This window comes from Streptomyces sp. JK94 (assembly GCF_053613315.1).
In genome coordinates this window covers 39,273-61,434 of the sequence record NZ_JBSICH010000030.1, presented here as the reverse complement: position 1 = coordinate 61,434, position 22,162 = coordinate 39,273, and the positions used below count along the sequence as shown (strand labels likewise).

The following is a 22,162-nucleotide window of genomic DNA, read 5'->3' as shown; positions in this document are numbered from 1 at the left end:
GTGAGACCGGCGTATTGCCATACGGGCTGACGGAGTGTCAGGAAAGGAGTCCGTCGCCGGGCAGGGGGCGGTACACCGTGAGCGCCTTGGGCAGCTTCTCCAGCGTCAGATCGCCCTCGGTCTCGGTCAGTTCACCATCGAACGCCATCAGCGTGCCCGGCGCGACCCCGGACAGGCGCAGCCGGCTCACCTGTACCGCCGCATGGGCGGGGGAGCGGGTCAGCGGTCCCGCGAGGGCCGCGGACAGCAGCCGCAGAGCCGGCCGGCGGCCACCGTGCACCACCCGTACGTCCAGCTCTCCGTCCGCCAGGTCGAGCCGGCGGCCCGAGGCGATGCCCCGGCGGTGGTACGTGCCGTTGCCCGCGAACAGCATCCACAGCGGGCGCCTGCGGCCCCGGATCACGGCTTCCAGGGGGTGCCGGTCGGCACGCAGCACCCGCACGGCGGCGACCACCCCGGCCGGCCAGCCGCCGATCCGGGGCGACCAGCGTTCCCGCTCGCGCACCAGCTCCGGGTACACACCGAGGCTGAAGGTGTTCAGGAAGACGCCGCGCTGCCCGCCGGAGGCGAACCGGCCCACGTCCACCCGCACGCCCTCGCCCCGCTCCAGCGCCCGGCACAGATCCCGTACGTCCTCCACGCCGAGGTCGTAGGCGAAGTGGTTCAGCGTGCCGCCGGGCAGCACCGCCAGCGGCAGCCCGTGGCGCAGCGCGATCTCGGCGCCGGCGTTCACGGTGCCGTCGCCGCCGCACACGCCGAGCACCCGGGCGTGGCCCGCCGCCTTCTCCAGCTCCGCCCGCACGTCCTGCGGCTCGCACTCGACGACCTCCGCCTCGGGCAGCGCGTCGCACAGCGCCCGTACCCGGTCCGAGGTGCCCGAGCCGATGTTGGCCACCATCACGAGCCCCTCGCCCCCGGGCAGCGCCGGCACGTCGGCGCGCGGCCGGGCCGGCGGGGTGAGCTGGGCCCGCGTGGGCACCATGCCCCGTACGGCGAACGCGGCCCCCGCCCCGAGCGCCGCTCCGGCCAGCACGTCGCTCGGGAAGTGGACCCCGGTGTAGACACGGGAGAGGACGACCGCGGCGGCGACCGGGGCCACCGCCGCGCCCCACGCGGGGGACTCCAGCGCGACGCCGGTCGCGAACGCGGCGGCCGACGCGGCGTGCCCGGACGGGAAGGACGTCGTGATCGGCTGCCGCTTCAGCTGCCGCACCAGCGGCACCGGGTCCAGCGCGGGGCGGGCGCGGCGCACCGAGCGCTTGCCGAGGGTGTTGATCGTCAGCGAGGCCAGGCCCAGCGAGGCGAGGCCGCGGGCGGCGGCGCGGCGGGCCCTCGGCGTGCGGGACGCGGCCAGGGCGGCGGCCGCCGCGAACCACAGCGCGCCGTGGTTGGCGCTGCGGCTCAGGCGGGGCAGCACGGGGTCGGCGCCGGGCCAGGCACGGGCGGCGACGGCCTCGAACACACGCTGGTCCAGGCGCAGGAAGCCGTTGCGGACCGGGTGCGGGCCGGGCGTGAGGGAGGTGAGGTCTACGTCGGGGCTCATGCCTCCCGCCTACCCGGTGGGCGGCGTTTCCTGCGGCCGGCGCGCCCCACGGGCCGGAGCCGTCGCCGGCACCCGGACGAAACGGGTTTGCCCGAGGCGTGCCGGGGGCCGCAGAATCCGGTCCCATGGGTCATCTCGAAGCCGCACACCTGGAGTACCACCTCCCCGACGGGAGGGCGCTGCTCGGCGACGCGTCGTTCCGGGTGGGGGAGGGGGCCGTCGTGGCCCTCGTCGGACCCAACGGAGCGGGCAAGACCACCCTGCTGCGCCTGCTGGCCGGGGAACTCAAGCCGCACGGCGGGACCGTCACCGTCGGCGGCGGGCTCGGGGTCATGCGGCAGTTCGTGGGCTCCGTCCGGGACGAGACGACCGTGCGCGACCTGCTGGTGTCCGTGGCGCCGCCCCGCATCCGCGAGGCCGCGCGCGCCGTCGACGACGCCGAGCACGCGATCATGACGGTCGACGACGAGGCCGCGCAGATGCGGTACGCGCAGGCGCTCGCCGACTGGGCCGAGGTCCAGGGGTACGAGGCGGAGACCCGGTGGGACATCTGCACCACGGCCGCGCTGGGCGTCCCCTTCGAACGCGCCCGGTGGCGGCAGGTGAGCACGTTGTCCGGAGGCGAGCAGAAGAGGCTGGTGCTGGAGGCGCTGCTGCGCGGCACCGACGAGGTGCTGCTGCTCGACGAGCCGGACAACTACCTCGACGTGCCCGGCAAGCGCTGGCTGGAGGAGCGGCTGGGGGAGACCCGCAAGACGGTCCTGTTCGTCTCCCACGACCGGGAACTCCTCGCCCGCGCCGCCGAGAAGATCGTCTCCCTGGAGCCCGGCCCCGCGGGCGCCGACGCCTGGGTGCACGGTGGCGGCTTCGCCACCTTCCACGAGGCCCGGCGCGAGCGCTTCGCCCGCTTCGAGGAGCTGCGCCGCCGCTGGGACGAGAAGCACGCGCAGTTGAGGAAACTGGTACTGACGCTGCGTCAGGCAGCCGCGGTCAGCCACGAGATGGCCTCCCGCTACGCCGCCGCCCAGACCCGGCTGCGCAAGTTCGAGGAGGCCGGGCCGCCGCCCGAACCGCCGCGCGAGCAGGACATCAGGATGCGCCTGAAGGGCGGTCGCACCGGCGTACGGGCCGTCACCTGCGAACAGCTGGAACTCACCGGCCTGATGAAGCCGTTCGACCTGGAGGTCTTCTACGGCGAACGGGTCGCGGTGCTCGGCTCCAACGGGTCCGGCAAGTCGCACTTCCTGCGGCTGCTCGCCGGTGAGGACGTGGCGCACACCGGCGCCTGGAAGCTGGGCGCGCGCGTGGTGCCCGGTCACTTCGCGCAGACCCACGCCCACCCGGAACTGCTGGGCCGGACCCTCCTGGACATCCTGTGGACCGAACACGCCCAGGACCGGGGCGCCGCCATGTCCCGGCTGCGCCGCTACGAACTCACCCAGCAGGCCGAGCAGACCTTCGACCGCCTCTCCGGCGGCCAGCAGGCCCGCTTCCAGATCCTCCTGCTGGAGCTGAAGGGCGTCACCGCGCTGCTGCTCGACGAGCCGACCGACAACCTCGACCTGGAATCGGCCGAAGCCCTCCAGGAGGGCCTGGAGGGCTTCGAGGGCACGGTCCTCGCGGTCACCCACGACCGCTGGTTCGCCCGCTCCTTCGACCGGTACCTGGTCTTCGGCAGCGACGGGCGGGTCCGCGAGACGGCGGAACCGGTCTGGGACGAACGGCGGGTGGAACGGGCCCGCTGACGCCCAGGAGGAGGTCACTTCCAGCGCAGCAGCGCCCCCAGGCCGCCGACCGGGGTCTTCTCCGCCGCCTCGGACGGCAGGGCCGGCGTCACCGAGATCGCCGGGGCACCGGTCATCACCGCCGAGCGCAGCAGGGCGTCGTCCGCGCGGGCCGCCCAGGAGTTCTGCTCGCCGAGCGTCTTCAGCTCCGTACGGCGCACCGCCAGCTGGTCGGCGTCCTCGCCGATCCACACCTCGCGGTGGGTGTCGGGGGCGTCCGGGATGATCAGCAGCTCGTCGATGCGGTGCTCCCGGGCGGCCTCGACCAGCGCGGGCACGCCCTCCACCGCGCCGGTCCGGCCCGCGTCGTCCGGGGCCCGGGCGGCGAGGAAGCGGTCCAGGTCCCGCCGCGCCCGCGCCCGGACGTGGTCCTCGCGCAACCCCGCCACCTCGTCGTCCAGCAGCCTGCTCCCGATGCCGCGCGCGGCCTCGGCGATCCGGTCCTGCAGCCGCTTGGGCAGCCGCTCGTGCACGGACCGCCGCTCCCGGTCGTCACCGACCAGGATCAGCAGGTCGGCGCCCGTCTCCTCCTGGCACACGGCGAGCGCGTCCGCGATCTCCGCCGCGTTGTGCTCCCAGGTGTTCTCCACCCGCAGCTGGAAGTGGCGTTCGGACCAGTCGGCGGTGCTCGTGCGGTGCAGCGGCCACTGCCGGCCGGTCACACCGCCCGCGTCCGAGCTGCCCAGGGCGCTGCGCAGCTCGAAGTCGGCGCCCTTGCGGTCGATGTACGCCACCACGCACACCGGGTCCTCCCCGGCCAGTTCGAGCAGCGGCGCGACATGCGGCAACGGCGCCCAGTCGGCGGTGGTCCCGCCGTACGGGGGCCGGGCGAGCGGCGGATCGAGGACGACCCGGCCGGAGCGCGCGAACAGGGCCCGGCCGTGCGGGTCGGAGGCGTGGCGCAGTTCCTCCACCGCCTCCCGCACGGCCCGGCAGGTCGCGTCGTCGGCGCCCTGGTCCGCCAGCTCCCGGGCCACCGCGGCGGCCGTCAGCTCGCGTTCGTGGGCGGTGTCCTCGGCGTGCCGGGACAGGTCGACGTACACGGAGGCCCAGGGGCCCTGATGCTCGTAGAGGGGGTGCAGAAACGCGAGGTCCATGTGGCTGCCCTCCCGGGTGCCGCTCGGGGGTGGTAGTGCTCGGGGGCGGGTACCCGGACCGCATGAACGAACACGACATACGCGACATGGGGGACGACACCCCGACCGGAGTGGACCCGGGACGCCTGGAGGACCAGCAGCTCATGAAGGAGCTGGAGACCATCCACCGCACCCGCCACGACACGCTGCTGCACGGCTCGAACGACGCGCTGCGGGCCCACAACGAGCGCATGGCCCAGCTGGAGGGCGAGTGGCTGCGCCGCAACCCCCGGCGCCCGGTGGCCGCGGGCCGCACCCGTGAGGGCGCCCGGGAACGCGGCTGCGGGCAGGCCGCCGCTCCCGGCGGCTGAGCGCGGACCCTGCCACCGCCGGACCACGCGGCCGGGCCCGCTGCGGAATCCGGGCTCCCGCCCCCGTGTCAGCCGCCCGCCTTGGCGAACTCCGCGAGGAACGTCTCGCAGAACGCCTTGAGGTCGTCCGGCTTGCGGCTGGTGATCAGGACGTTGTCGCCGTGGTCGCAGACCTTCACCTGCTCGTCGACCCAGGTGGCGCCGGCGTTGCGAAGGTCGGTCCGCAGGCTCGGCCACGAGGTCACGACCCGGCCGCGTACGACGTCCGCCTCGATCAGCGTCCACGGGGCGTGGCAGATGGCGGCCACCGGCCGGCCCTGCTCGAAGAAGGCCTTGACGAACGCCACGGCCTTCTCGTCCATCCGGAGGAAGTCCGGGTTGGCCACGCCGCCGGGCAGGACCAGCCCGCCGAACGAGTCGGCGGCCGTGTCGCCCACCACCTCGTCCACCGGGAACGTGTCCGCCTTGTCGAGGTGGTTGAAGCCCTGGATCTCACCGGACTGCGTGGAGACGAGCACGGGCTCGTGGCCCGCGTCCTTCGCCGCCTGCCACGGCTCGGTCAGTTCGACCTGCTCCACGCCCTCGGGCGCGGTCAGAAACGCGATGCGCATGTGGTTCGTATTCCTTTCCCGGTGAGCCGGCCGGTTTCGCCGTCCGGCGTGCGTGTGTGGTTCGGCCGGGCGTGCCGGCCGGCTGCGGTGTCGTCCGCCCGGGCCGGCCGCCGCGCGCCGCCTCGGCAAGGGAGGAGTCCGGGCGGACGGCGGCCACGCCCGGGGCATGGCGTCCCCCACGTACTCGGCCTGTGCGGGGCACACCCTCTCCGGCGCTAGGCGCCGCGTGTTCCGGCCGGCCCGGACCCGCCGCTCTCGGTCAGGGCCACCGCCAGTTCCTGCACGTTGTCGTAGCGCGCCTTGTGCGGCAGCCGCTCCAGTCCCTCGACGAGGGCGTCCGGTGCGTGGCCGCGGCGCAGCGCCCGGGTCAGTTCCCGCGGGTTGGCGGGGAAGGAGCCCCGGGTCAGGTTCCGGGCCAGTTCGAGCCGGAGGGCCTCCAGGTACGTCGGTCCGCGGCCCGGCGTGACCGGTCCGTACGTGACGTCCGGGTCGTCCTCGGCGGCCGGTTCGGGGTCGTGCCACTCCTCGGTGCGGGTGGGGTGCCCGGACCGGAGCAGGCCCTGGAGTTCGTGCTTCATCTCGTCGTCGCGGTGGACGCTCATCCGGTCGCTGCCTCGCTGCATGTCTCCCTCCAGATCCTTCGGGGGTGCCGACCGCGTACCCGGACACCGCGGGCCGACACGGAATCAACCGGACGGTTCCGGTCCGACGGTTCCGGACACAGCGTGTGCCGCCGCGGGCACGGTGGGGCGGCCCGGCGGGCCCGGGGAACCCGGCCCGCGCCACCACCCCCCGCGCCCACCCCTTCTCGGGAAGGACGGATCATGGCGGTGCTGCTCGCCGTGGTCGTCCCGGTCCTCATGCCCGGCGTGGTGCCGGCCCCGGGCCGCCATGAGGAACTGTTGCTTCCGGACACCGCCCCGCCGTCCCGGGAGACCGGGCCGGCCGCGGCGTCCCGACGGATCAGTAATCGAGAAGCGGGAGCCACCGGCCCCCGTCTAGCGTGTCACTGCCGACCCGCCCGACGGAGGAGACCCGATGAGCAGCGCCAAGAGAAGCGACGCGCGGCCCGCCGTGCCGCACGTCGCCGACAGCCACGACATGATCCGTGTGCACGGCGCCCGCGAGAACAACCTCAAGGACGTCAGCATCGAGATCCCGAAGCGCCGGCTGACGGTCTTCACCGGCGTCTCCGGCTCGGGCAAGAGCTCACTGGTGTTCAACACGATCGCCGCCGAGTCGCAGCGCCTGATCAACGAGACCTACAGCGCCTTCGTGCAGGGATTCATGCCGTCCCTGGCCCGGCCCGAGGTCGACGTCCTGGACGGCCTCACCACCGCGATCATCGTGGACCAGCAGCGGCTGGGCGCCGACCCCCGCTCCACGGTCGGCACCGCCACCGACGTCAACGCGATGCTGCGCATCCTCTTCAGCCGGCTCGGCGACCCGCACATCGGCCCGCCCAGCGCGTACTCCTTCAACACCGCCTCGGTCCGGGCGAGCGGCGCGATCACCGTCGAGCGCGGCAACAAGAAGGTCACGAAGGCAACCTACGAGCGCACCGGCGGCATGTGCACGCACTGCGAGGGCCGGGGCACGGTCTCCGACATCGACCTCACCCAGCTCTACGACGACTCCAAGTCGCTCGCCGAGGGTGCCTTCACCATCCCCGGCTGGAAGTCGGACAGCCAGTGGACCGTCCAGACCTACGCCCAGTCGGGCTTCGTCGACCCCGACAAGCCGATCCGCGAGTACACCGAGCAGGAGCTGCGGGACTTCCTCCACGGCGAGCCGGTCAAGGTCAAGGTCAACGGCGTCAACCTCACCTACGAGGGCCTGATCCCGAAGATCCAGAAGTCCTTCCTGTCCAAGGACAAGGAGGCGATGCAGCCGCACGTCCGGGCCTTCGTCGAACGGGCCGTCACCTTCACGACCTGCCCCGAGTGCGACGGCACCCGGCTCAGCGAGGGCGCCCGGTCGTCGCGGATCGGGAAGCTCTCCATCGCCGACGCCTGCGCGATGGAGATCCGCGACCTGGCCGCATGGGTCCGCGGACTCGACGAGCCGTCGGTGGCGCCGCTGCTCAGCGCGCTGCGGGACACCCTCGACTCGTTCGTGGAGATCGGCCTCGGCTACCTCTCGCTCGAGCGTGCGGCGGGCACGCTGTCGGGCGGCGAGGCCCAGCGCGTCAAGATGATCCGCCACCTGGGCTCCTCGCTCACCGACACCACGTACGTCTTCGACGAGCCCACCATCGGCCTGCACCCCCACGACATCCAGCGGATGAACGACCTGCTCCTGCGACTGCGGGACAAGGGCAACACCGTCCTCGTCGTCGAGCACAAGCCGGAGACCATCGCGATCGCCGACCACGTCGTCGACCTCGGCCCCGGTGCCGGCACGGCGGGCGGCACCGTCTGCTTCGAGGGCACCGTCGAGGAACTGCGGGCCGCCGGCACCGTCACCGGCCGCCACCTCGACGACCGGGCCTCCCTCAAGAAGACCGTCCGCGAACCCACCGGGACCCTGGAGATCCGCGACGCCACGCGGCACAACCTCCAGGGCGTCGACGTCGACGTCCCGCTCGGCGTGCTCTGCGTGGTCACCGGCGTGGCGGGCTCCGGCAAGAGCTCCCTGATCCACGGCTCGATCCCCGCCGGCGCGGACGTCGTCTCGGTCGACCAGAGCCCCGTCAAGGGCTCCCGGCGCAGCAACCCGGCGACGTACACCGGGCTGCTCGAACCGATCCGCAAGGCCTTCGCCAAGGCCAACGGAGTGAAGCCGGCCCTGTTCAGCGCCAACTCCGAGGGCGCCTGCCCCACCTGCAACGGCGCCGGCGTCATCTACACCGACCTGGCCATGATGGCGGGCGTCGCCGCTCCCTGCGAGGACTGCGAGGGCAAGCGGTTCCAGCCCTCGGTGCTGGAGTACCGCCTCGGCGGCCGGGACATCAGCGAGGTGCTCGCGATGTCGGTGGCCCGGGCCGAGGAGTTCTTCGGTGCCGGCGAGGCCCGCACCCCGGCCGCCCACAGGATCCTGGAGCGGCTCGACGACGTCGGGCTCGGCTACCTCACCCTCGGGCAGCCGCTCACCACGCTCTCGGGCGGCGAGCGGCAGCGGCTGAAGCTGGCCACGCACATGGGCGAGAAGGGCGGCGTGTACGTCCTCGACGAGCCCACCACCGGCCTGCACCTCGCCGACGTCGAGCAGTTGCTCGGCCTGCTCGACCGGCTGGTCGACTCGGGCAAGTCGGTCATCGTCATCGAGCACCACCAGGCGGTCATGGCGCACGCCGACTGGATCATCGACCTGGGCCCCGGCGCCGGCCACGACGGCGGCCGGATCGTCTTCGAGGGCACCCCCGCCGACCTCGTCGCCGGCCGCTCCACCCTCACCGGCGAGCACCTCGCCGCCTACGTCGGCGCCTGACCCGCGACCGCGATCCCGCGGCGCCGGTGGCCGGCACCGGTGGTGTCCGGCGCTGTGGGATCGTGGTGGGGTGACGACGCTGGAGGACCTGGCCCGGCTGCGCCGGGCCCGCGACCTGATGGACCGCGACTACGCGAAGCCGCTCGACGTTCCGGCGCTGGCACGCGTCGCCCTCATGTCGGCGGGCCACTTCTCCCGCAGCTTCCGCGCGGCCTACGGCGAGACGCCGTACAGCTACCTGATGACCCGCCGGATCGAGCGGGCCAAGGCGCTGCTGCGACGCGGCGACCTGAGCGTGACCGAGGTCTGCTTCGAGGTCGGCTGCACCTCGCTCGGGTCCTTCAGCGCGCGCTTCACCGAACTGGTCGGCGAGAGCCCGAGCGCCTACCGGGCCCGCGACCATGCCGACGGCGCCGACATCCCGGCCTGCGTCGCCAAGATCTACACGCGACCGGTCAGGAACGGAGAAGCGAAGCCGCCGGGCCGCCCGTAGCGTGCGACGCATGGACATCAGCCTCTCGCAGTGCTTCATCGCCGTCGACGACCACGACAAGGCGCTCGCCTTCTACCGGGACGTACTCGGACTGGAGGTGCGCAACGACGTCGGCTTCGAGGGGATGCGCTGGGTGACCGTCGGCTCGCCGGCCCAGCCCGCCGTGGACATCGTCCTCGAGCCCCCGCTCGCCGACCCGAACGCCTCGGACGCCGACCGCAAGGCCATGGCCGAACTGCTGGCGAAGGGCATGCTGCGCGGCGTCATCTTCACCACCGACGACGTCGACGCCACCTTCGAACGCGTCCGCGCCGCGGGCGCCGAAGTCCTCCAGGAGCCGGTGGACCAGCCCTACGGCGTCCGCGACTGCGCCTTCCGTGACCCGTCCGGCAACATGCTGCGCTTCAGCCGGCCGCGCGAACGGTGACCCCCCGGGTCGGGCCGCCCGCCCGGCCCTCGTCCTCCACCCCTGTCCTGCCCCGGCCGGAGCCGCCGCGCCGTCGCCTTGAACCCGTGCTCCGCACGGGCACGACATCCGTGTGTTTGACGGGGGCGCCGGTGGGCAGGCGCAGGTCAGTGCTTCGGACAGGAGGCACGTCCGTGGGAGCGGCGCGACGCCGTCACGGGCGCGTCCGTCCGTACGCCGGACGCCCTCCCACGGTGACCGCCCGACCGAGGGCCGGGTCGTCGTACCGGCGCCCGCCCCGCACCCAGGGGGTCGCAGGCGCTCCCCGGGTGCCGTACCGCGCCGGGGCCGGCACCCGGCGCGCCGACCGGACCCCGCGCTCCGAGGGAGTTGCGACGCACATGCCGATCCACGCCAGCGTGAGGCACCCGCACGACGACGCCCCCGACACGGCCGACGCCTTCCGCCGGCTCACCGCTCTGCCCGACGGCCCGGAACGCGAGGCGGTCCGCGACCGGATCGTCGAGGCCTGGCTGCCCATGGCGGAACGGCTCGCGGGACGGTTCCGCAGTCGCGGCGAGAGCTACGAGGACCTGCGCCAGGTCGCCGCCCTCGGCCTGGTCAAGGCCGTCGACCGGTACGACCCCGAGCGCGGCAACGCCTTCGAGAGCTACGCCGTGCCGACGATCACCGGCGAGATCAAGCGCCACTTCCGCGACCACATGTGGACCCTGCACGTGCCGCGCCGGGTCCAGGATCTGCGCAACCGCGTGCGCTTCGCCGGCCAGGAACTGTCCCAAACGATCCCGGGCCGCAGGCCCACCGTCGCCGAGATCGCCGAGCACGCCGACCTGAGCGAGGAGGACGTCCGGGCGGGGCAGGAGGCCCTGGAGAGCTTCACGGCCCTGTCCCTGGACGCCGAAGTGTCCGGCGGCGAGGACGGATACTCGCTCGGCGACGCACTCGGCGGCCCCGACCCGGCCCTCGACACGGTCGTCGACCGCGAGGCCGTCAAGGACCGCCTGGCCGCCCTGCCCGAGCGGGAACGGGCCATCCTCTACATGCGTTTCTTCGACGACATGACCCAGAGCCGCATCGCCGAACAGCTCGGCATCTCCCAGATGCACGTCTCCCGGCTGATCAGCCGGTGCTGCGACCGGGTGCGGGAGCAGGTGCTGCGGGACCCGGCCGGCTGAACCGGCGGGGACTGGACCGGCGGCGCCGGGTCCGAAACCCGGCACTCACCCGCTCGGGCGCCTCGTTCCCGCGAACGGCGCACGGCGGCGCGCGCGGGTGTGCCGCGCGGGCTGTGATGGCCGCAGGGGCGCGCGTGTGCCGTGCCCTCCGCAGCCGTCGCTCGAAGGAGCCCGCCCCCATGCGCCGCACCGCCCGTGCCCTGTCCGCCGCCGTCCTGGCCGGCGCCGCCCTCGGCGTCTGCACGGGGCCCGTCTCGGCCGAACCCGGCGTGCCCTCGCCGCCGGCCGAACCCCGAGCGCCGTCCCCGCCCGTCGCGCCGGGCACGCCGTCCCCGCCCGTCGCGCCGGGTGCGCCATCCCCGCCTGTCGCGCCGGGTGCGCCCACGGCGCCCGTCGGTCCCGGTGCGCCTGTGCCGCCCGCCGTTCCCGGCGTGCCCGCTCCGCCCGCCGGTGCCGGCGAACCCGTCGCCGAGGCCGGCCCGGCCGACGTCGCGCGGGCTGGCACGGTGACCGTCTCCGTCTCCTGCGCCCCCACCGGTGGGTCCGTGCCCGCACCCCCGGACGCCGTCTCACCGGCCATCGACGAGGGCACCACGGCCCTGCGCGAGGTGGTGGCCGACGACGGGTCGGCGTCCGGTCCCGCCTACCGCGGCACCGTGCGCACAGCCGCGGCCGAGGACGCCGAGGAGCCCACGGACGCCGAGGACCTCATGGACGCCGGCCCCACGGACGGAGTGGGCGGCGAGGACGCGTGGACCGTCGACGGCGCCTGCCCGGAGGATTCCGGCGGCGAGGGCGGCTCCTGGAGTACGACGACGACCGTGCCGGAGCCGGAGGAGGGGAGCGCCGCGGGCGCACCCCCGTGCCCCGAGCCCGCCCCGCACGGCGAGGCCCCGGTGCCGGGCGGGGCCCCGGTGCCGGACGGGGCTCCCGCGCACCGTGAGGCTCCGGCCCCGGGCGAGGCTCCCGCGCGCGGTGCCTCCTGTGCCACCGAGCCGGCCTGCCCCGAACCCGTCGCGCCGCCCGGCGGAACCTCCGCGAAGAAGCCCTGTGGTGGCGCGGCCGTGGAACACGGCGTGCGGGCCGGCGCGGGCGGTGCCTTCACCGACTCGACGCCCGCCCTGGTCGCCGGTGGCCTGCTGCTCGCGGGCGCGGGCGCCGCGGCCGCACACCGGCTGCGGCTCCGGCCGCGCGGCGACACCGGGCACCGCTGACCCCGCACCGCCGCCGGCCCGCCTGTGATCGGCGCGACCCGCACCACAGCCATGGCAGGGCGCCGCGGTGGGTACTGGGAGCAACGACAGGGCAAGCAGGGCACCTGGCCGGCGACGACGGCACACGGCACCACGGACTGCGCGGAGGCACGCATGCGGCGGACGGACCCCGAAGGGCCTGACCCCCGGGGGCAGGAGTCCGAGCAGCGCGGTCCGCAAGGGCGTGGCCCCGAAGACGGTGCCACCGGACGACCCGGCCCTGGACGGGACGGACTCGAACGACCCGGACCCGAGCCTCCCGAGTCCGGTCGGGACGGGTCCGGACGACACGATTCCGCACGGCACGGCCTCGCGCGGCACGGCTCCAGACGACACGGCAGCCCCGAAGGACGTGACGGCGAAGGACGCGACGGCGAAGGACACGAGCCGGTAGGACACGGCCCCGTCCGCTACGGCCCGCACCTCCCCGGGGACGGCCTGCCCGTGCTGCCCGAGCTGACCGCCGTCCTCGCCGCCGCGGCCGACCGCGGTCACGAGGAACCGGTCGGCGGCGCTCGGGCCCTCCTGGCCGCCGCGAGCGGTTACTGGGACCGGCGCGGCCTGCCCACCGACCCCGGTCACGTGGCCGCCGCTCCGGGCGCCAACTCCCTGCTGCTCGCGCTGACCGCCGTGCTCGGCGGCGACGTCCTGGTGCCGCGCCCCTGCGCGGCCTGGTGGGCGCCGTACGCGCGACTGCTGGGCCGGCCCGTCTTCCACGTCCCGACACCGGCGGAGTCCGGCGGCGTACCCGATCCGTACGCCCTGCTGGAAACCGTCCGCCGGGTCCGTGCGGAGGGCGGCGACCCCCGCCTGCTCGTGCTGTCCGTCGCCGACGACCCCACCGGCACCGTCGCACCCCCCGAACTGCTGCACGAGACCGTCGAGGCCGCGGCCGGCGAGGGACTCCACCTGGTCAGCGACGAGACCTGGCGCGACACCCTGCACGACCCGCACGCCACCGTGCTGCTCAGCCCCGCCGAGATGCTGCCCGAACGGGTCACCGTCGTCACCGACCTGGCCGGCGCGCTGCTGCCGCCGGGCTGGCCGGCCGCCGTCGCCCGCTTCCCCGCGTCCGCCACCGGGGACGGCCTGCACGCGCGCGTGCAGGACGCGCTCACCGCACTCGGCGCCCGCGTCGCCGCGCCCGTCGCCGCCGCGGCCGGCCACGCGCTCGCCGAACCCGAGGCGGTCACCGCCCGCCGCTCGGCCACCGTCGCCCTGCACGCACGCGTGGCAGCCGCCCTGCACTCCGTCGTCGTCGCCGCGGGCGCCACCGCCCGGCCCCCGCAGGCCGGCCGCCACCTGTACGCCGACCTCGGCCCGCTGCGTGACGCCCTCGCCGCCCAGGGTGTCGGCGACGCCCAGGAACTGGAGGACTTCCTCGGCGCCCGCCTCGGCATGCCCGCGCCGGGCGGTCACCGCTTCGGCGACGACCTCCAAGCATTTCGCGTCCGGATCTCCACCGGCCCTCTGCTCGCCGGCGGTACACACGAGCAGCGCGCTGAGTGCCTCATGTCCCCCGACCCGTTGGAACTGCCACACGTGCAACGCGCGCTGATCGGTCTCCAGTCGGTCTTCGCCGATCTCCGCGACGCTCAGCGATGGGAGCCTCCTCGATGACGCAGCAGCCCCGGTCGACCACGAGTACCCGCACGTCCGTCAAGGACGTCGACGCGCCGGCGGCCACGCCCTCGTCGGCGCCCCCGGACCCACCACTCGCCGAACCCCGTCCGCTGGCCGAGCACCGGGTGTGGCCGCGGACCTTCCACGACCGGCTGACCACGCCGCTGCCCGGCCTGAAGGCGTGCGCCAGATTCGCCCGCGAGGGCGCGGTGAGACCCGGCCCCGAGGGCCTCGCCGACATCCCGAGGCTGCCGTACACCCCCGGCCGACCGCCCCGCGTGGACGCCGGGACCGTCGCCGTGACCTGGGCGGGACACGCGAGCTGGGTGGTGAACATGGGCGGACTCACCGTGCTCACCGACCCGGTCTGGTCCCGCCGCATCCTCGGCACCCCGGCGCGCGTCACGCCCGTCGGCGTCCCCTGGAGCGCCCTGCCGCGCGTCGACGCGGTCGTCATCAGCCACAACCACTACGACCACCTGGACGCCCCCACCCTGCGCAGGCTGCCCCGCGACACCCCCGTCTTCGTGCCGGCCGGCCTGGGCCGCTGGTTCCACCGCCGGCGCTTCACCCGCGTCACCGAGCTGGACTGGTGGGAGGCGGCCGAACTGAACGGCGTCCGCTTCGACTTCGTGCCGGCCCACCACTGGTCCAAGCGCACCCTCACCGACACGTGCCGCACACTGTGGGGCGGCTGGGTCCTCACCGACCCCGACGGCACGCGCGTGTACTTCGCCGGCGACACCGGGTACGGCCACTGGTTCAGCCGCATCGGCCGCCGCTACCCCGGCATCGACCTCGCCCTGCTCCCCATCGGCGCCTACGACCCCCGCTGGTGGCTCAGGGACGTCCACTGCGACCCCGAGGAGGCGGTGCGGGCCGCCCAGGACGTCGGCGCCCGGCGGATGGCTCCGATGCACTGGGGCACCTTCGTCCTGTCCGCCGAACCCGTGCTGGAGCCCCTCACCCGGGTGCGGGCCGCCTGGCAGCGCGCGGGCCTGCCCCGGGAGCGCCTGTGGGACCTGCCGGTCGGCGGCTCCCGCGTGCTGGAGTGACCACCCGGCCGGGGCGGCACGGTCCGAGGCCAGGGGCGCCGCCGTGGACCGAGGCGTACGCGGCGACGGCACGGCCTCGTACGCCCTACGCCGTACGCCGCGCGCCCCTGCCGCGCCCCGTGCGAGACGCACGCACGCGAGACGCACGCACGCGGGGCGCACGCACGCGAGGACGGAACGCGGGCCACGGGACGCGGGCGACAGGCGGCAGGGCGCGCACCACGCCGCCCCCGTCCCGCGCCCCCGCCCGCCTCGCGCGCCGGTGCGGCGCCTACGCCTTCGCCGGTCCCCGCAGCCGCCGCCACACGCTCGGCGCCCCGCTGACCAGCACGGTCAGCGCGATCGCGGCGGCCACGCCCTCCCACGGCTTGTCGAACAGGGCGCCGCTCAGCACACCGATCAGCTGGTACGTCACCGCCCACGCCAGGCAAGCGGGAAGGTTGCCCCGGGCGAACCGGCGCAGCGGCCACGCGGCCAGGAGACAGGCCAGCATCACCGGTATCCGCCCCGCCGGCACCAGCCGGGACAGCACCAGCACGGCGACGTCGTGCTCGGCGAGCTTCCGCTGCGCCTGCGCCAGCCGGTCCTCGGGCGCCCGGGACCGGATCGCCTCCAGCCAGCGCGAGCCGTTCCTCGAACCGACACCGCGCCGCCCCAGCCAGTACAGCGCCATGTCCCCGCAGAACGCGGCCAGCGAGGCCGTCACGAACACCATCAGCATCGAGAACGGCAGTGCCTGATGCATCGCCACCACGGCCGCCGAACTCACCAGCGCACCCGTCGGCACCACCGGCACCAGCGCCCCGATCAGCACCAGCAGGAACAGAGAGGGATAGCCGAACGCCTGCTGGGCCGGCGCGGCAGGGAAGTGCGTGGCGGCGTCCAGCCAGCTCACCGCGCGCCCCCCACCCGCACGCTCTCGCCGTGCCCCAGCCGGTGCACGGACACGTCCGGCGCGCTCAGCGCCGACAGGCGCACGAACTCGTCACCCGGCGTGTGGAACATGTGGGGGCGCACGGCGTCCAGCCCGATCGGCCAGTACGTGCCGTGGTGCACCGGCACCGCGGTGCTCGGGGCCAGCCGGGCCAGCGCCTCGGCCGCCCGGCCCGCGTCCAGGTGCTCCTCGCCGAGGGACGGCCCCCATCCGCCCACCGGCAGCAGTGCCGCGTCGACCGGCCCGACCTCCTTCTCCATGCCGTCGAACAGGCCGGTGTCCCCGGCGAAGTACGTCCGGGCCTCGCCCTCGATGACGTAGCCGAGGGCGGGGGAGCGGCGCGGCCCGAACGGCAGCCGCCGCCCGTCGTGCCGCGCGGGCACCGCCCGTATCCGCAGGTCCCCGACGGTCGTCTCGTCGCCGGGGGCCACCTCGGTCAGCCTCAGGTGCCCGAGCCGGCGCAGCCCCGGCACCGAGCGGCGTGCGCCCCGGGGCACGAGCAGGCGCGTGCCCGGCGCGAGCCGCGCGAGCGAGGGCACGTGCAGGTGGTCGGCGTGCAGATGGGACACCAGCGTCACGTCCGCGCGCCAGGCGTCCGGCGGCGGCATCGCGCCCCGCCTGCGGCGCAGATGGGCCAGTCTGCGGGCGAACAGCGGGTCGGTCAGCACACGTATGTCCGAGTCCTCGACCGTGCAGGTGGCGTGACCCCACCAGGTGAGCTCCACCGGCACCTCTTTGCCTCCTTCGCGCGACTGCCCGAAGCCTACGTCCAGGAGTAGGGTCGGCGGCGAAAACGGGAGGTGAGGGGGGACACCATGGGTCTGGTACGAGTGACGGCGATCGCGAGTCTGACGCCGCTGGAGCAGCTGGACGACGATCCCTTCCTGGTCGATTCCCGCGGCCAGCACGCCATGTGTGCCCGCTGGGCCGCGGAGCACGGCTACGTCGTCGCCAGGGAACTGCTGGTGCGCGGTCTGCGACCCGACCACGACGCCCTGTGGGACGGCGTCCGGCCCGGACGCGACGTGTTCGTGGCGCCCAGCCGCCGGGTGCTGGAGTGCGCCCTGTCCTCGGTGGAGGAGTTCTCCGTGGAGTGCGCGCGGCGCGGGGTCCGCGTCGAGACGGCCGGTCTCGCCGAACCGTCCTACGACGCCCGGATGAAGGCGTGCGTGCACCGGCGGCTGTCGATGCCGACGGCCGGGTACGACGGCCGCTGACCTGCGCCGCGGCGCCGCGGGGGTGTGTGAACCGGACCCGGGGGGACAAACGGGTGCTCAGCACCGTTGTGACAGGGTGGGGCAGGCCCGCGCCGAAACGGGCCGGGACGTGAGGTGTGCGGAGCGTGGGTGGAGGGCGTTGGCGCCGGGTCGCCAGTCAGATCGGGCGGAGTGCCGCGGTGTGGGCCGTGTCCACCGCCACCATGCTCGCGCTCGCCGGCATCCTGCCCGACTTCCGGCTCCAGTCGCCCGACGGTGACAGCGCCACCGACATCGCCGTCACCGCCGCGGTGGGGGCCGGCGGCTTCGGCCTGCTGTCCGCCCTGGTGTGGCCGCTGATGGTCCGGCTGCTGCTCCTGGTGCCGGCGCTCGTCCTCGGGCTGCTGGTCTTCTTCCTCAACGGCGCGCTGCTGCTCCTCGCGATCGACGCGAACCCGGCCGGGAGCGGCGGCGTCGCCCCGGAGACGGCGGTCGTGGTGGCCGCCGTCATGTCCGCGGTCGCCTCCGCCACCGGCGGCGCCCTGGCCGTGCACGACGACGACGCCTACCGGCGCCGGCTGTACCGCCTCGCCGACCGCCGCCGCAGATCCGGCCCGCCCTGCCCGGCCGGGCCCGGCACCGTCTTCCTGCAACTGGACGGCGTCGGCCACGACGTGCTGCTGGACGCCGTCGACAGCGGCGCCATGCCCACCGTCGCCCGCTGGCTGGGCCGCGACGGCAGGTCCGCGACCCACCGGCTCGCCGTGTGGCACACGGACTGGTCCAGCCAGACCGGTGCCAGCCAGCTCGGCATCCTGCACGGCAGCAACCACGACGTCCCCGCCTTCCGCTGGTACGAGAAGGACAGCGGCGAGGTCGTGGTCTGCAACCGCCCCACCAGCGCCGCCGAACTCCAGCGCCGGGCCGTCGAGCGCACCGGCGACGGCGGGCTGCTCACCTTCGACGGCGCCAGCCGCGGCAACCTGTTCGGCGGCGGCGCCGACGAACAGGCCCTCGTGCTGTCCATCGCCACCCGCCGCCGCAGCCCGGAGACCCGGTCCCGGTCCGGCTACTTCGCCTACTTCTCCGACCCGGCCAACGCCGTCCGCACCGCGTTCTCCTTCGTCGCCGAGGTGGGCCGTGAGATCGGCCAGTCCACCCGGGCCCGCGTGCACAAGGTCCGCCCGCGTGTCTCGCGCGGCGGCCTCTACCCCTTGGTCCGCGCCTTCGCGACCGTCGTCGAACGGGACGTCGTGGTCACCGCGGTGATGGGCGACATGCTCGCCGGACGCACCGCCGTTTACGCCGACCTGGTGGCGTACGACGAGGTGGCGCACCACTCCGGACCGCGTGGCCGGGACGCCGCGAAGGTCCTCCAGCGCCTGGACCGGTCCCTCTCCCTGATCGAGAAGGTCGCCGAGCACGCCCCCCGCAAGTACCGGATCGTCGTCCTGTCCGACCACGGCCAGAGCCCCGGCGAGACCTTCCGCGCCCGCTACGGCCTCACCCTCGGCGACCTGGTGCGCGCGGGCTGCGGACTGCCCGTGCCGCGCCGGGCGCAGCGCACCCGAAGCGGAGCCGAGGCCCGCAACACCGTACGGGCCGCCCTGCACCGGCCCGTCGAGGAGGGCGCCGAGCAGCAGCGCCCCGCCGACACCCCCGCCGGCCGCCGCTCGGAACCGATCGTGCTGGCCTCCGGCAACCTGGGCCTGGTCTCCTTCCCCGACGTGCCGCACCGGATGACCAGGGAGGAGATCGACGCCCGCCACCCCGCCCTGCTGCCGACCCTCGCCAATCACCCCGGCGTCGGCTTCCTGCTCGTCAGCAGCGAGCGGCACGGAGGCGTGGTGCTCGGCGCGCGCGGCGCGGAGATCCCCCTGGACCGCCTCGACGAGGACCCCGGCCCGCTCGCCGCCTTCGGGCCCGGTGCCGCCGACGCCGTCCGCCGCACCCACTCCTTTCCGCACACCGCCGACATCATGGTCAACTCCTTCCACGACCCGGCCGACGGCGAGGTCCTCGCCTTCGAGGAGCAGATCGGCTCCCACGGCGGACTCGGCGGTGCCCAGTCGCGCGCCTTCCTGCTGTCGCCGGCCGTCCTGTCCGCACCGGTCGGCGAGGGCGCGGAGATCGTCGGGGCCGAGCACGTCCACCACATCCTGCGCCGCTGGCTGCGGGAGTCCAACGGCCCGCAGGTGCCCGTGGAGGATCCCCGGTCCAGGGCCGCCGACAGCACACCGTTTCCGGTCGTGGAGGAGGTCGTGCGGGAGAACAGCGCCTGACGCGGCGTCGCGCCGGACCGCGCCCGGCCACGGGCGCCGCCCCGGCCGCCCCGGGCACGCGCGCCGCCCGGCCGTCCCGGGCACGGTGCGGGCCGGCACCGTGCCCGGAGGACTCCTGCACGACCCGGAGCCGGCCGGTCCGACCGCCGGGGAAGTCCACGACCGCATCGCCGGTGACCCGCGCCGCACGCGCCGCCCGTCCCCCTGCGCGGCTGCGTTCACCGCCCGAGGGCAGGTCCCCTGGGTGAGCTGAGCCGGAGTGTGATCGGATGGGGGTGGGCTCCCGGGCCCGGGAGCCCACCACCTCAGTACAGCAAGCGAATTCGAGAGGACCCGCCGTGGCAACCACGCGCTCCGCACACACCGTCTGGGAAGGCAACCTGCTCGAGGGCAAGGGTGTCGTCACCTTCGACTCGTCCGGCATCGGCGAGCAGCCGGTGTCGTGGCCGTCGCGCGCCGAGCAGGCGAACGGCAGGACCAGCCCCGAGGAGCTGATCGCCGCCGCCCACTCCAGCTGCTTCTCCATGGCGCTGTCGCACGGCCTGGCCGGCGCCGGCACCCCGCCCACCAAGCTCACCACCTCGGCCGACGTCACCTTCCAGCCGGGTGAGGGCATCACGGGCATCCACCTCACCGTGGAGGGCACCGTCCCCGGCCTCGACGGCGACGCCTTCGCCGCCGCCGCCGAGGACGCCAAGAAGAACTGCCCGGTCAGCCAGGCCCTGACCGGCACGACCATCACCCTCACGGCGAAGCTGGCCTAGCCGGGTCGGGAGCCCCGCGCGTTCCCAGCCCCGCCGGTCCGGGCGCGGCCCCAGCTGCCTGGGGCCGCGCGACCGGTACACCACGTACGGCCGGGTGAGGTGCTGCACCGGCGCGAGGACGGGCGCTTTGGTGCGACGCCGGTGAACCAGGGGCAGCATCCCCGCCACCGCCACCGCCACCGCCACCGCCACCGCCGGCGTCCCGGCCGCCGTGCCGCCGTACAGGGACAGCAGGTGGTGGGCGTGTTCGCCCACGCCGAGCGCGTCCCTCCACGGCTGGGGGACGAACAGCGCGACGAGGACGAACGGGACGCCGTGCTGGAACGCCGGCGACGCGATGTCCAGCAGCCTGGACCCGTGGATCGGGGAAGACCGCGTCGTCCGGCCGGAACGGTCGTAGCGGTGGCGCCGGAGCAGGCCGGCGATCAGCAGGACGAAGGCGGCGTAGGGCGGCACACCCGGAGGAGGAGGGTCATCGGCGGGCTCCGGCCGACGCGGGCGGCAGGGTGGCGCACACGGCGTCCAGGACGCACGCGTAGGGCGTGCCGCAGGCGGTGAGCCGGGTACGGAGCCGGTCCAGGGCGTCGCGGTGTTCGGTGAGCATGCCGATGTCCCCGGTGCGGGAGACGAACTCCAGCACCGCCGGCAGGAAGTCGGGCAGCTCCTCGCCGGTGAACTCCAGTCCGTGGGCGCGGTACAGCTCCATGAAGCGGACCAGCGACATCCCGCGGTCGCGGGCGTCTCCGCCGGTCCACCAGCTCAGGTACAGGCTGTGCCGGTTCTTGAGGCCGAAGACCTCCACGTAGTGCGCCTGGAGTTCGTCCTGCGGGGTGACGGCGGCGTGGTCGGTGAAGGCGCGCAGTGGGGGCGCGGCCTCGCGCAGCAGGGGCAGCCGGGCGCGGAAGTCGTCGTCGGGATAGGTCAGGCAGAGCGCCGCCGCCTGGTACAGCACCTCGAATCCGGGCATCGGACCTCCTCCTCGTCGTCCGCGGTCTGCCGCCTGTGCAGGAGGTGGAAGTTCTCCACCGGCACCAGCGGCAGCCTCCTGCGCAGGCCGGGCGCGGCGGTGCCGGGCCGGAAGAACCGCCCCGCGCGCGGCAGAACCGCGCCCGGCCCGGTGGGCGGTGTCCGTGTGTCCGTCACGTGCGCTCCCTCGATCGCCCAGGCCCTGACCACCGAACCTAGGGGCGGGCGCGGGAGCGCACCCGTTCGCGGGGACCGTACGGGTCAGGGCGGGCCGGCCGGGGCGGCTCAGGCCTTGCGCGCGACCCCCGCGTACACCGGCACGATGCCCTGCGCCTGGGCCGCCACGTCCTCCGGGTCCGGCCGCCACCCGGCGACCGGGATGACGCCGGGGCCCAGCAGCTCCAGGCCGTCGAAGAAGCGCGCGAACTCGTCGAGCGGGCGCGGGTGGAACGGTGTGCCGCTGCGGGCGAACAGGCCGGCGGCCCGGCCCACCGCCTCCGGGTTCAGATCGGGCGTGACCTGGGACAGGACCAGGTGACTGCCGGGTGCGAGGGCGTCGACGTACCGCTTCAGCAGTCCGTGGACGTCGTCGCCGTCGGCCGCGTCGCCGAGGTAGTGCGTCAGGGCCACCAGTGACAGCGCGACCGGCCGGCCGAAGTCCAGGGACTCGCCCGCCAGCCGCAGGATCGTGTCGGGGTCCCGGACGTCCGCGTGGACGTAGTCGGTGGAGCCCTCCGCCGAACCGTGCAGCAGCGCCTCCGCGTGCCGCAGGACGATCGGGTCGTTGTCGGCGTAGACCACCCGCGCCTCGGGGGCCACGGCCTGCGCCACCTGGTGCAGGTTCGGCTCGGTGGGAATGCCGGTGCCGATGTCCAGGAACTGGCGGATGCCGGCCTCGGCGAGCGTCCGGACGGCCCGGTGCATGAACCGGCGGTTGGCGCGGGCCCCCCGGACGGCCGTGTCGTCCGCGGCGAGGATCCTCCGGGCCAGTTCCTCGTCCACCGGGTAGTTGTCCTTGCCGCCCAGCCACCAGTCGTAGACCCGGGCCGGATGCGGCCGGCTGGTGTCGAGCGGGGCGGGGAGGGCGTCGGATCCGGTCATGCGGTGTCGTCTCCTCGGGGCCTGAGGCCTGAGGCCTGAGGCCTGGGGCCTGAGGCCTGGGGCCTGGGGCCTGGGGCCT

The 22,162-nt window shown here is 74.8% G+C and carries 20 protein-coding genes and 1 pseudogene; 12 read left to right on the top strand and 9 right to left on the bottom strand.

What is annotated here, in order from left to right:
- Positions 1–37: 37 nt before the first annotated feature.
- The gene (locus tag ACVV2G_RS25115) at positions 38–1,543 is read right to left on the bottom strand and encodes a bifunctional phosphatase PAP2/diacylglycerol kinase family protein (protein WP_453845029.1); all 1,506 of its coding nucleotides are present in this window, start codon (positions 1,541–1,543) and stop codon (positions 38–40) included.
- 125 nt (positions 1,544–1,668) lie between these two features.
- Here ACVV2G_RS25115 and ACVV2G_RS25110 point away from each other — a divergent pair, with 125 nt between their 5' ends.
- On the top strand, positions 1,669–3,288 hold the full coding sequence (locus tag ACVV2G_RS25110; protein ID WP_453845028.1) for an ATP-binding cassette domain-containing protein: 1,620 nt from the start codon (positions 1,669–1,671) through the stop codon (positions 3,286–3,288).
- Between the two features lie 14 nt (positions 3,289–3,302).
- On the opposite strand, the gene ACVV2G_RS25105 is transcribed toward ACVV2G_RS25110, so the two are convergent.
- Positions 3,303–4,424: a baeRF2 domain-containing protein gene (locus ACVV2G_RS25105; protein WP_453845027.1), complete on the bottom strand. Its 1,122-nt coding sequence runs from the start codon at positions 4,422–4,424 to the stop codon at positions 3,303–3,305.
- A 62-nt stretch (positions 4,425–4,486) separates the two neighbouring features.
- On the opposite strand from ACVV2G_RS25105, the gene ACVV2G_RS25100 reads away from it, so the two are divergent.
- Entirely contained in the window at positions 4,487–4,774 is a 288-nt protein-coding gene (locus tag ACVV2G_RS25100) for a DUF6158 family protein (RefSeq protein WP_453845026.1), read from the top strand.
- A gap of 68 nt (positions 4,775–4,842) precedes the next feature.
- Here the strand turns inward: ACVV2G_RS25100 and ACVV2G_RS25095 are convergent, their stop codons facing one another.
- The gene (locus ACVV2G_RS25095; RefSeq protein WP_453845025.1) at positions 4,843–5,385 is read right to left on the bottom strand and encodes a type 1 glutamine amidotransferase domain-containing protein; all 543 of its coding nucleotides are present in this window, start codon (positions 5,383–5,385) and stop codon (positions 4,843–4,845) included.
- 215 nt (positions 5,386–5,600) lie between these two features.
- Positions 5,601–6,008, bottom strand: a complete 408-nt coding sequence (locus ACVV2G_RS25090) for a DUF2795 domain-containing protein (protein ID WP_453845024.1) — start codon at positions 6,006–6,008, stop codon at positions 5,601–5,603.
- 415 nt (positions 6,009–6,423) lie between these two features.
- Here ACVV2G_RS25090 and ACVV2G_RS25085 point away from each other — a divergent pair, with 415 nt between their 5' ends.
- The 7 genes from ACVV2G_RS25085 to ACVV2G_RS25055 all read left to right on the top strand — a co-directional run bounded on the left by ACVV2G_RS25085 (position 6,424) and on the right by ACVV2G_RS25055 (position 14,840).
- Positions 6,424–8,814 (top strand): ATP-binding cassette domain-containing protein, encoded by a 2,391-nt coding sequence (locus ACVV2G_RS25085; RefSeq protein WP_453845023.1) that lies wholly within the window; start codon positions 6,424–6,426, stop codon positions 8,812–8,814.
- A gap of 70 nt (positions 8,815–8,884) precedes the next feature.
- Complete coding sequence (locus tag ACVV2G_RS25080) at positions 8,885–9,307, top strand: helix-turn-helix transcriptional regulator (RefSeq protein WP_453845022.1); 423 nt, start codon at positions 8,885–8,887, stop codon at positions 9,305–9,307.
- 10 nt (positions 9,308–9,317) lie between these two features.
- Positions 9,318–9,734, top strand: a complete 417-nt coding sequence (locus tag ACVV2G_RS25075) for a VOC family protein (RefSeq protein WP_453845021.1) — start codon at positions 9,318–9,320, stop codon at positions 9,732–9,734.
- Positions 9,735–10,114: 380 nt separating this feature from the next.
- Positions 10,115–10,909, top strand: coding sequence for an RNA polymerase sigma factor SigF (locus ACVV2G_RS25070; protein WP_453845020.1), 795 nt, complete (start codon positions 10,115–10,117; stop codon positions 10,907–10,909).
- Between the two features lie 431 nt (positions 10,910–11,340).
- A complete protein-coding gene (locus ACVV2G_RS25065; RefSeq protein WP_453845019.1) occupies positions 11,341–12,123 on the top strand; it encodes a hypothetical protein in 783 nt (260 codons plus the stop codon).
- Positions 12,124–12,276: 153 nt separating this feature from the next.
- Positions 12,277–13,782 (top strand): aminotransferase class I/II-fold pyridoxal phosphate-dependent enzyme, encoded by a 1,506-nt coding sequence (locus tag ACVV2G_RS25060; RefSeq protein WP_453845042.1) that lies wholly within the window; start codon positions 12,277–12,279, stop codon positions 13,780–13,782.
- Positions 13,779–14,840, top strand: coding sequence for an MBL fold metallo-hydrolase (locus tag ACVV2G_RS25055; protein WP_453845018.1), 1,062 nt, complete (start codon positions 13,779–13,781; stop codon positions 14,838–14,840). The genes ACVV2G_RS25060 and ACVV2G_RS25055 overlap by 4 nt, the downstream gene beginning before the upstream one ends.
- A gap of 271 nt (positions 14,841–15,111) precedes the next feature.
- Here ACVV2G_RS25055 and ACVV2G_RS25050 read toward each other — a convergent pair whose 3' ends face one another.
- Both ACVV2G_RS25050 and ACVV2G_RS25045 read right to left on the bottom strand, forming a co-directional pair.
- Complete coding sequence (locus ACVV2G_RS25050; RefSeq protein WP_453845017.1) at positions 15,112–15,735, bottom strand: DedA family protein; 624 nt, start codon at positions 15,733–15,735, stop codon at positions 15,112–15,114.
- Complete coding sequence (locus ACVV2G_RS25045) at positions 15,732–16,505, bottom strand: MBL fold metallo-hydrolase (protein WP_453845016.1); 774 nt, start codon at positions 16,503–16,505, stop codon at positions 15,732–15,734. Before ACVV2G_RS25045 ends, ACVV2G_RS25050 begins: the two co-directional genes overlap by 4 nt.
- A gap of 84 nt (positions 16,506–16,589) precedes the next feature.
- Between ACVV2G_RS25045 and ACVV2G_RS25040 the strand changes: the two genes are divergently transcribed.
- From ACVV2G_RS25040 to ACVV2G_RS25030, 3 genes are all read left to right on the top strand, one after another.
- Positions 16,590–16,991 carry a hypothetical protein gene (locus ACVV2G_RS25040; RefSeq protein WP_453845015.1) on the top strand — a complete coding sequence of 134 codons (402 nt, stop codon included), beginning with the start codon at positions 16,590–16,592 and terminating at the stop codon, positions 16,989–16,991.
- A 116-nt stretch (positions 16,992–17,107) separates the two neighbouring features.
- On the top strand, positions 17,108–19,252 hold the full coding sequence (locus tag ACVV2G_RS25035; protein ID WP_453845014.1) for a phage holin family protein: 2,145 nt from the start codon (positions 17,108–17,110) through the stop codon (positions 19,250–19,252).
- 338 nt (positions 19,253–19,590) lie between these two features.
- Positions 19,591–20,016: an OsmC family peroxiredoxin gene (locus tag ACVV2G_RS25030; RefSeq protein WP_453845013.1), complete on the top strand. Its 426-nt coding sequence runs from the start codon at positions 19,591–19,593 to the stop codon at positions 20,014–20,016.
- A 129-nt stretch (positions 20,017–20,145) separates the two neighbouring features.
- Here ACVV2G_RS25030 and ACVV2G_RS25025 read toward each other — a convergent pair.
- The 3 genes and pseudogenes from ACVV2G_RS25025 to ACVV2G_RS25015 all read right to left on the bottom strand — a co-directional run.
- Positions 20,146–20,472 (bottom strand): annotated as a pseudogene (locus ACVV2G_RS25025) (respiratory nitrate reductase subunit gamma); the annotation flags it as partial.
- A 16-nt stretch (positions 20,473–20,488) separates the two neighbouring features.
- A complete protein-coding gene (gene narJ, locus ACVV2G_RS25020; protein ID WP_453845012.1) occupies positions 20,489–20,983 on the bottom strand; it encodes a nitrate reductase molybdenum cofactor assembly chaperone in 495 nt (164 codons plus the stop codon).
- Between the two features lie 284 nt (positions 20,984–21,267).
- The gene (locus ACVV2G_RS25015) at positions 21,268–22,083 is read right to left on the bottom strand and encodes an SAM-dependent methyltransferase (RefSeq protein ID WP_453845011.1); all 816 of its coding nucleotides are present in this window, start codon (positions 22,081–22,083) and stop codon (positions 21,268–21,270) included.
- Positions 22,084–22,162: the final 79 nt, after the last annotated feature.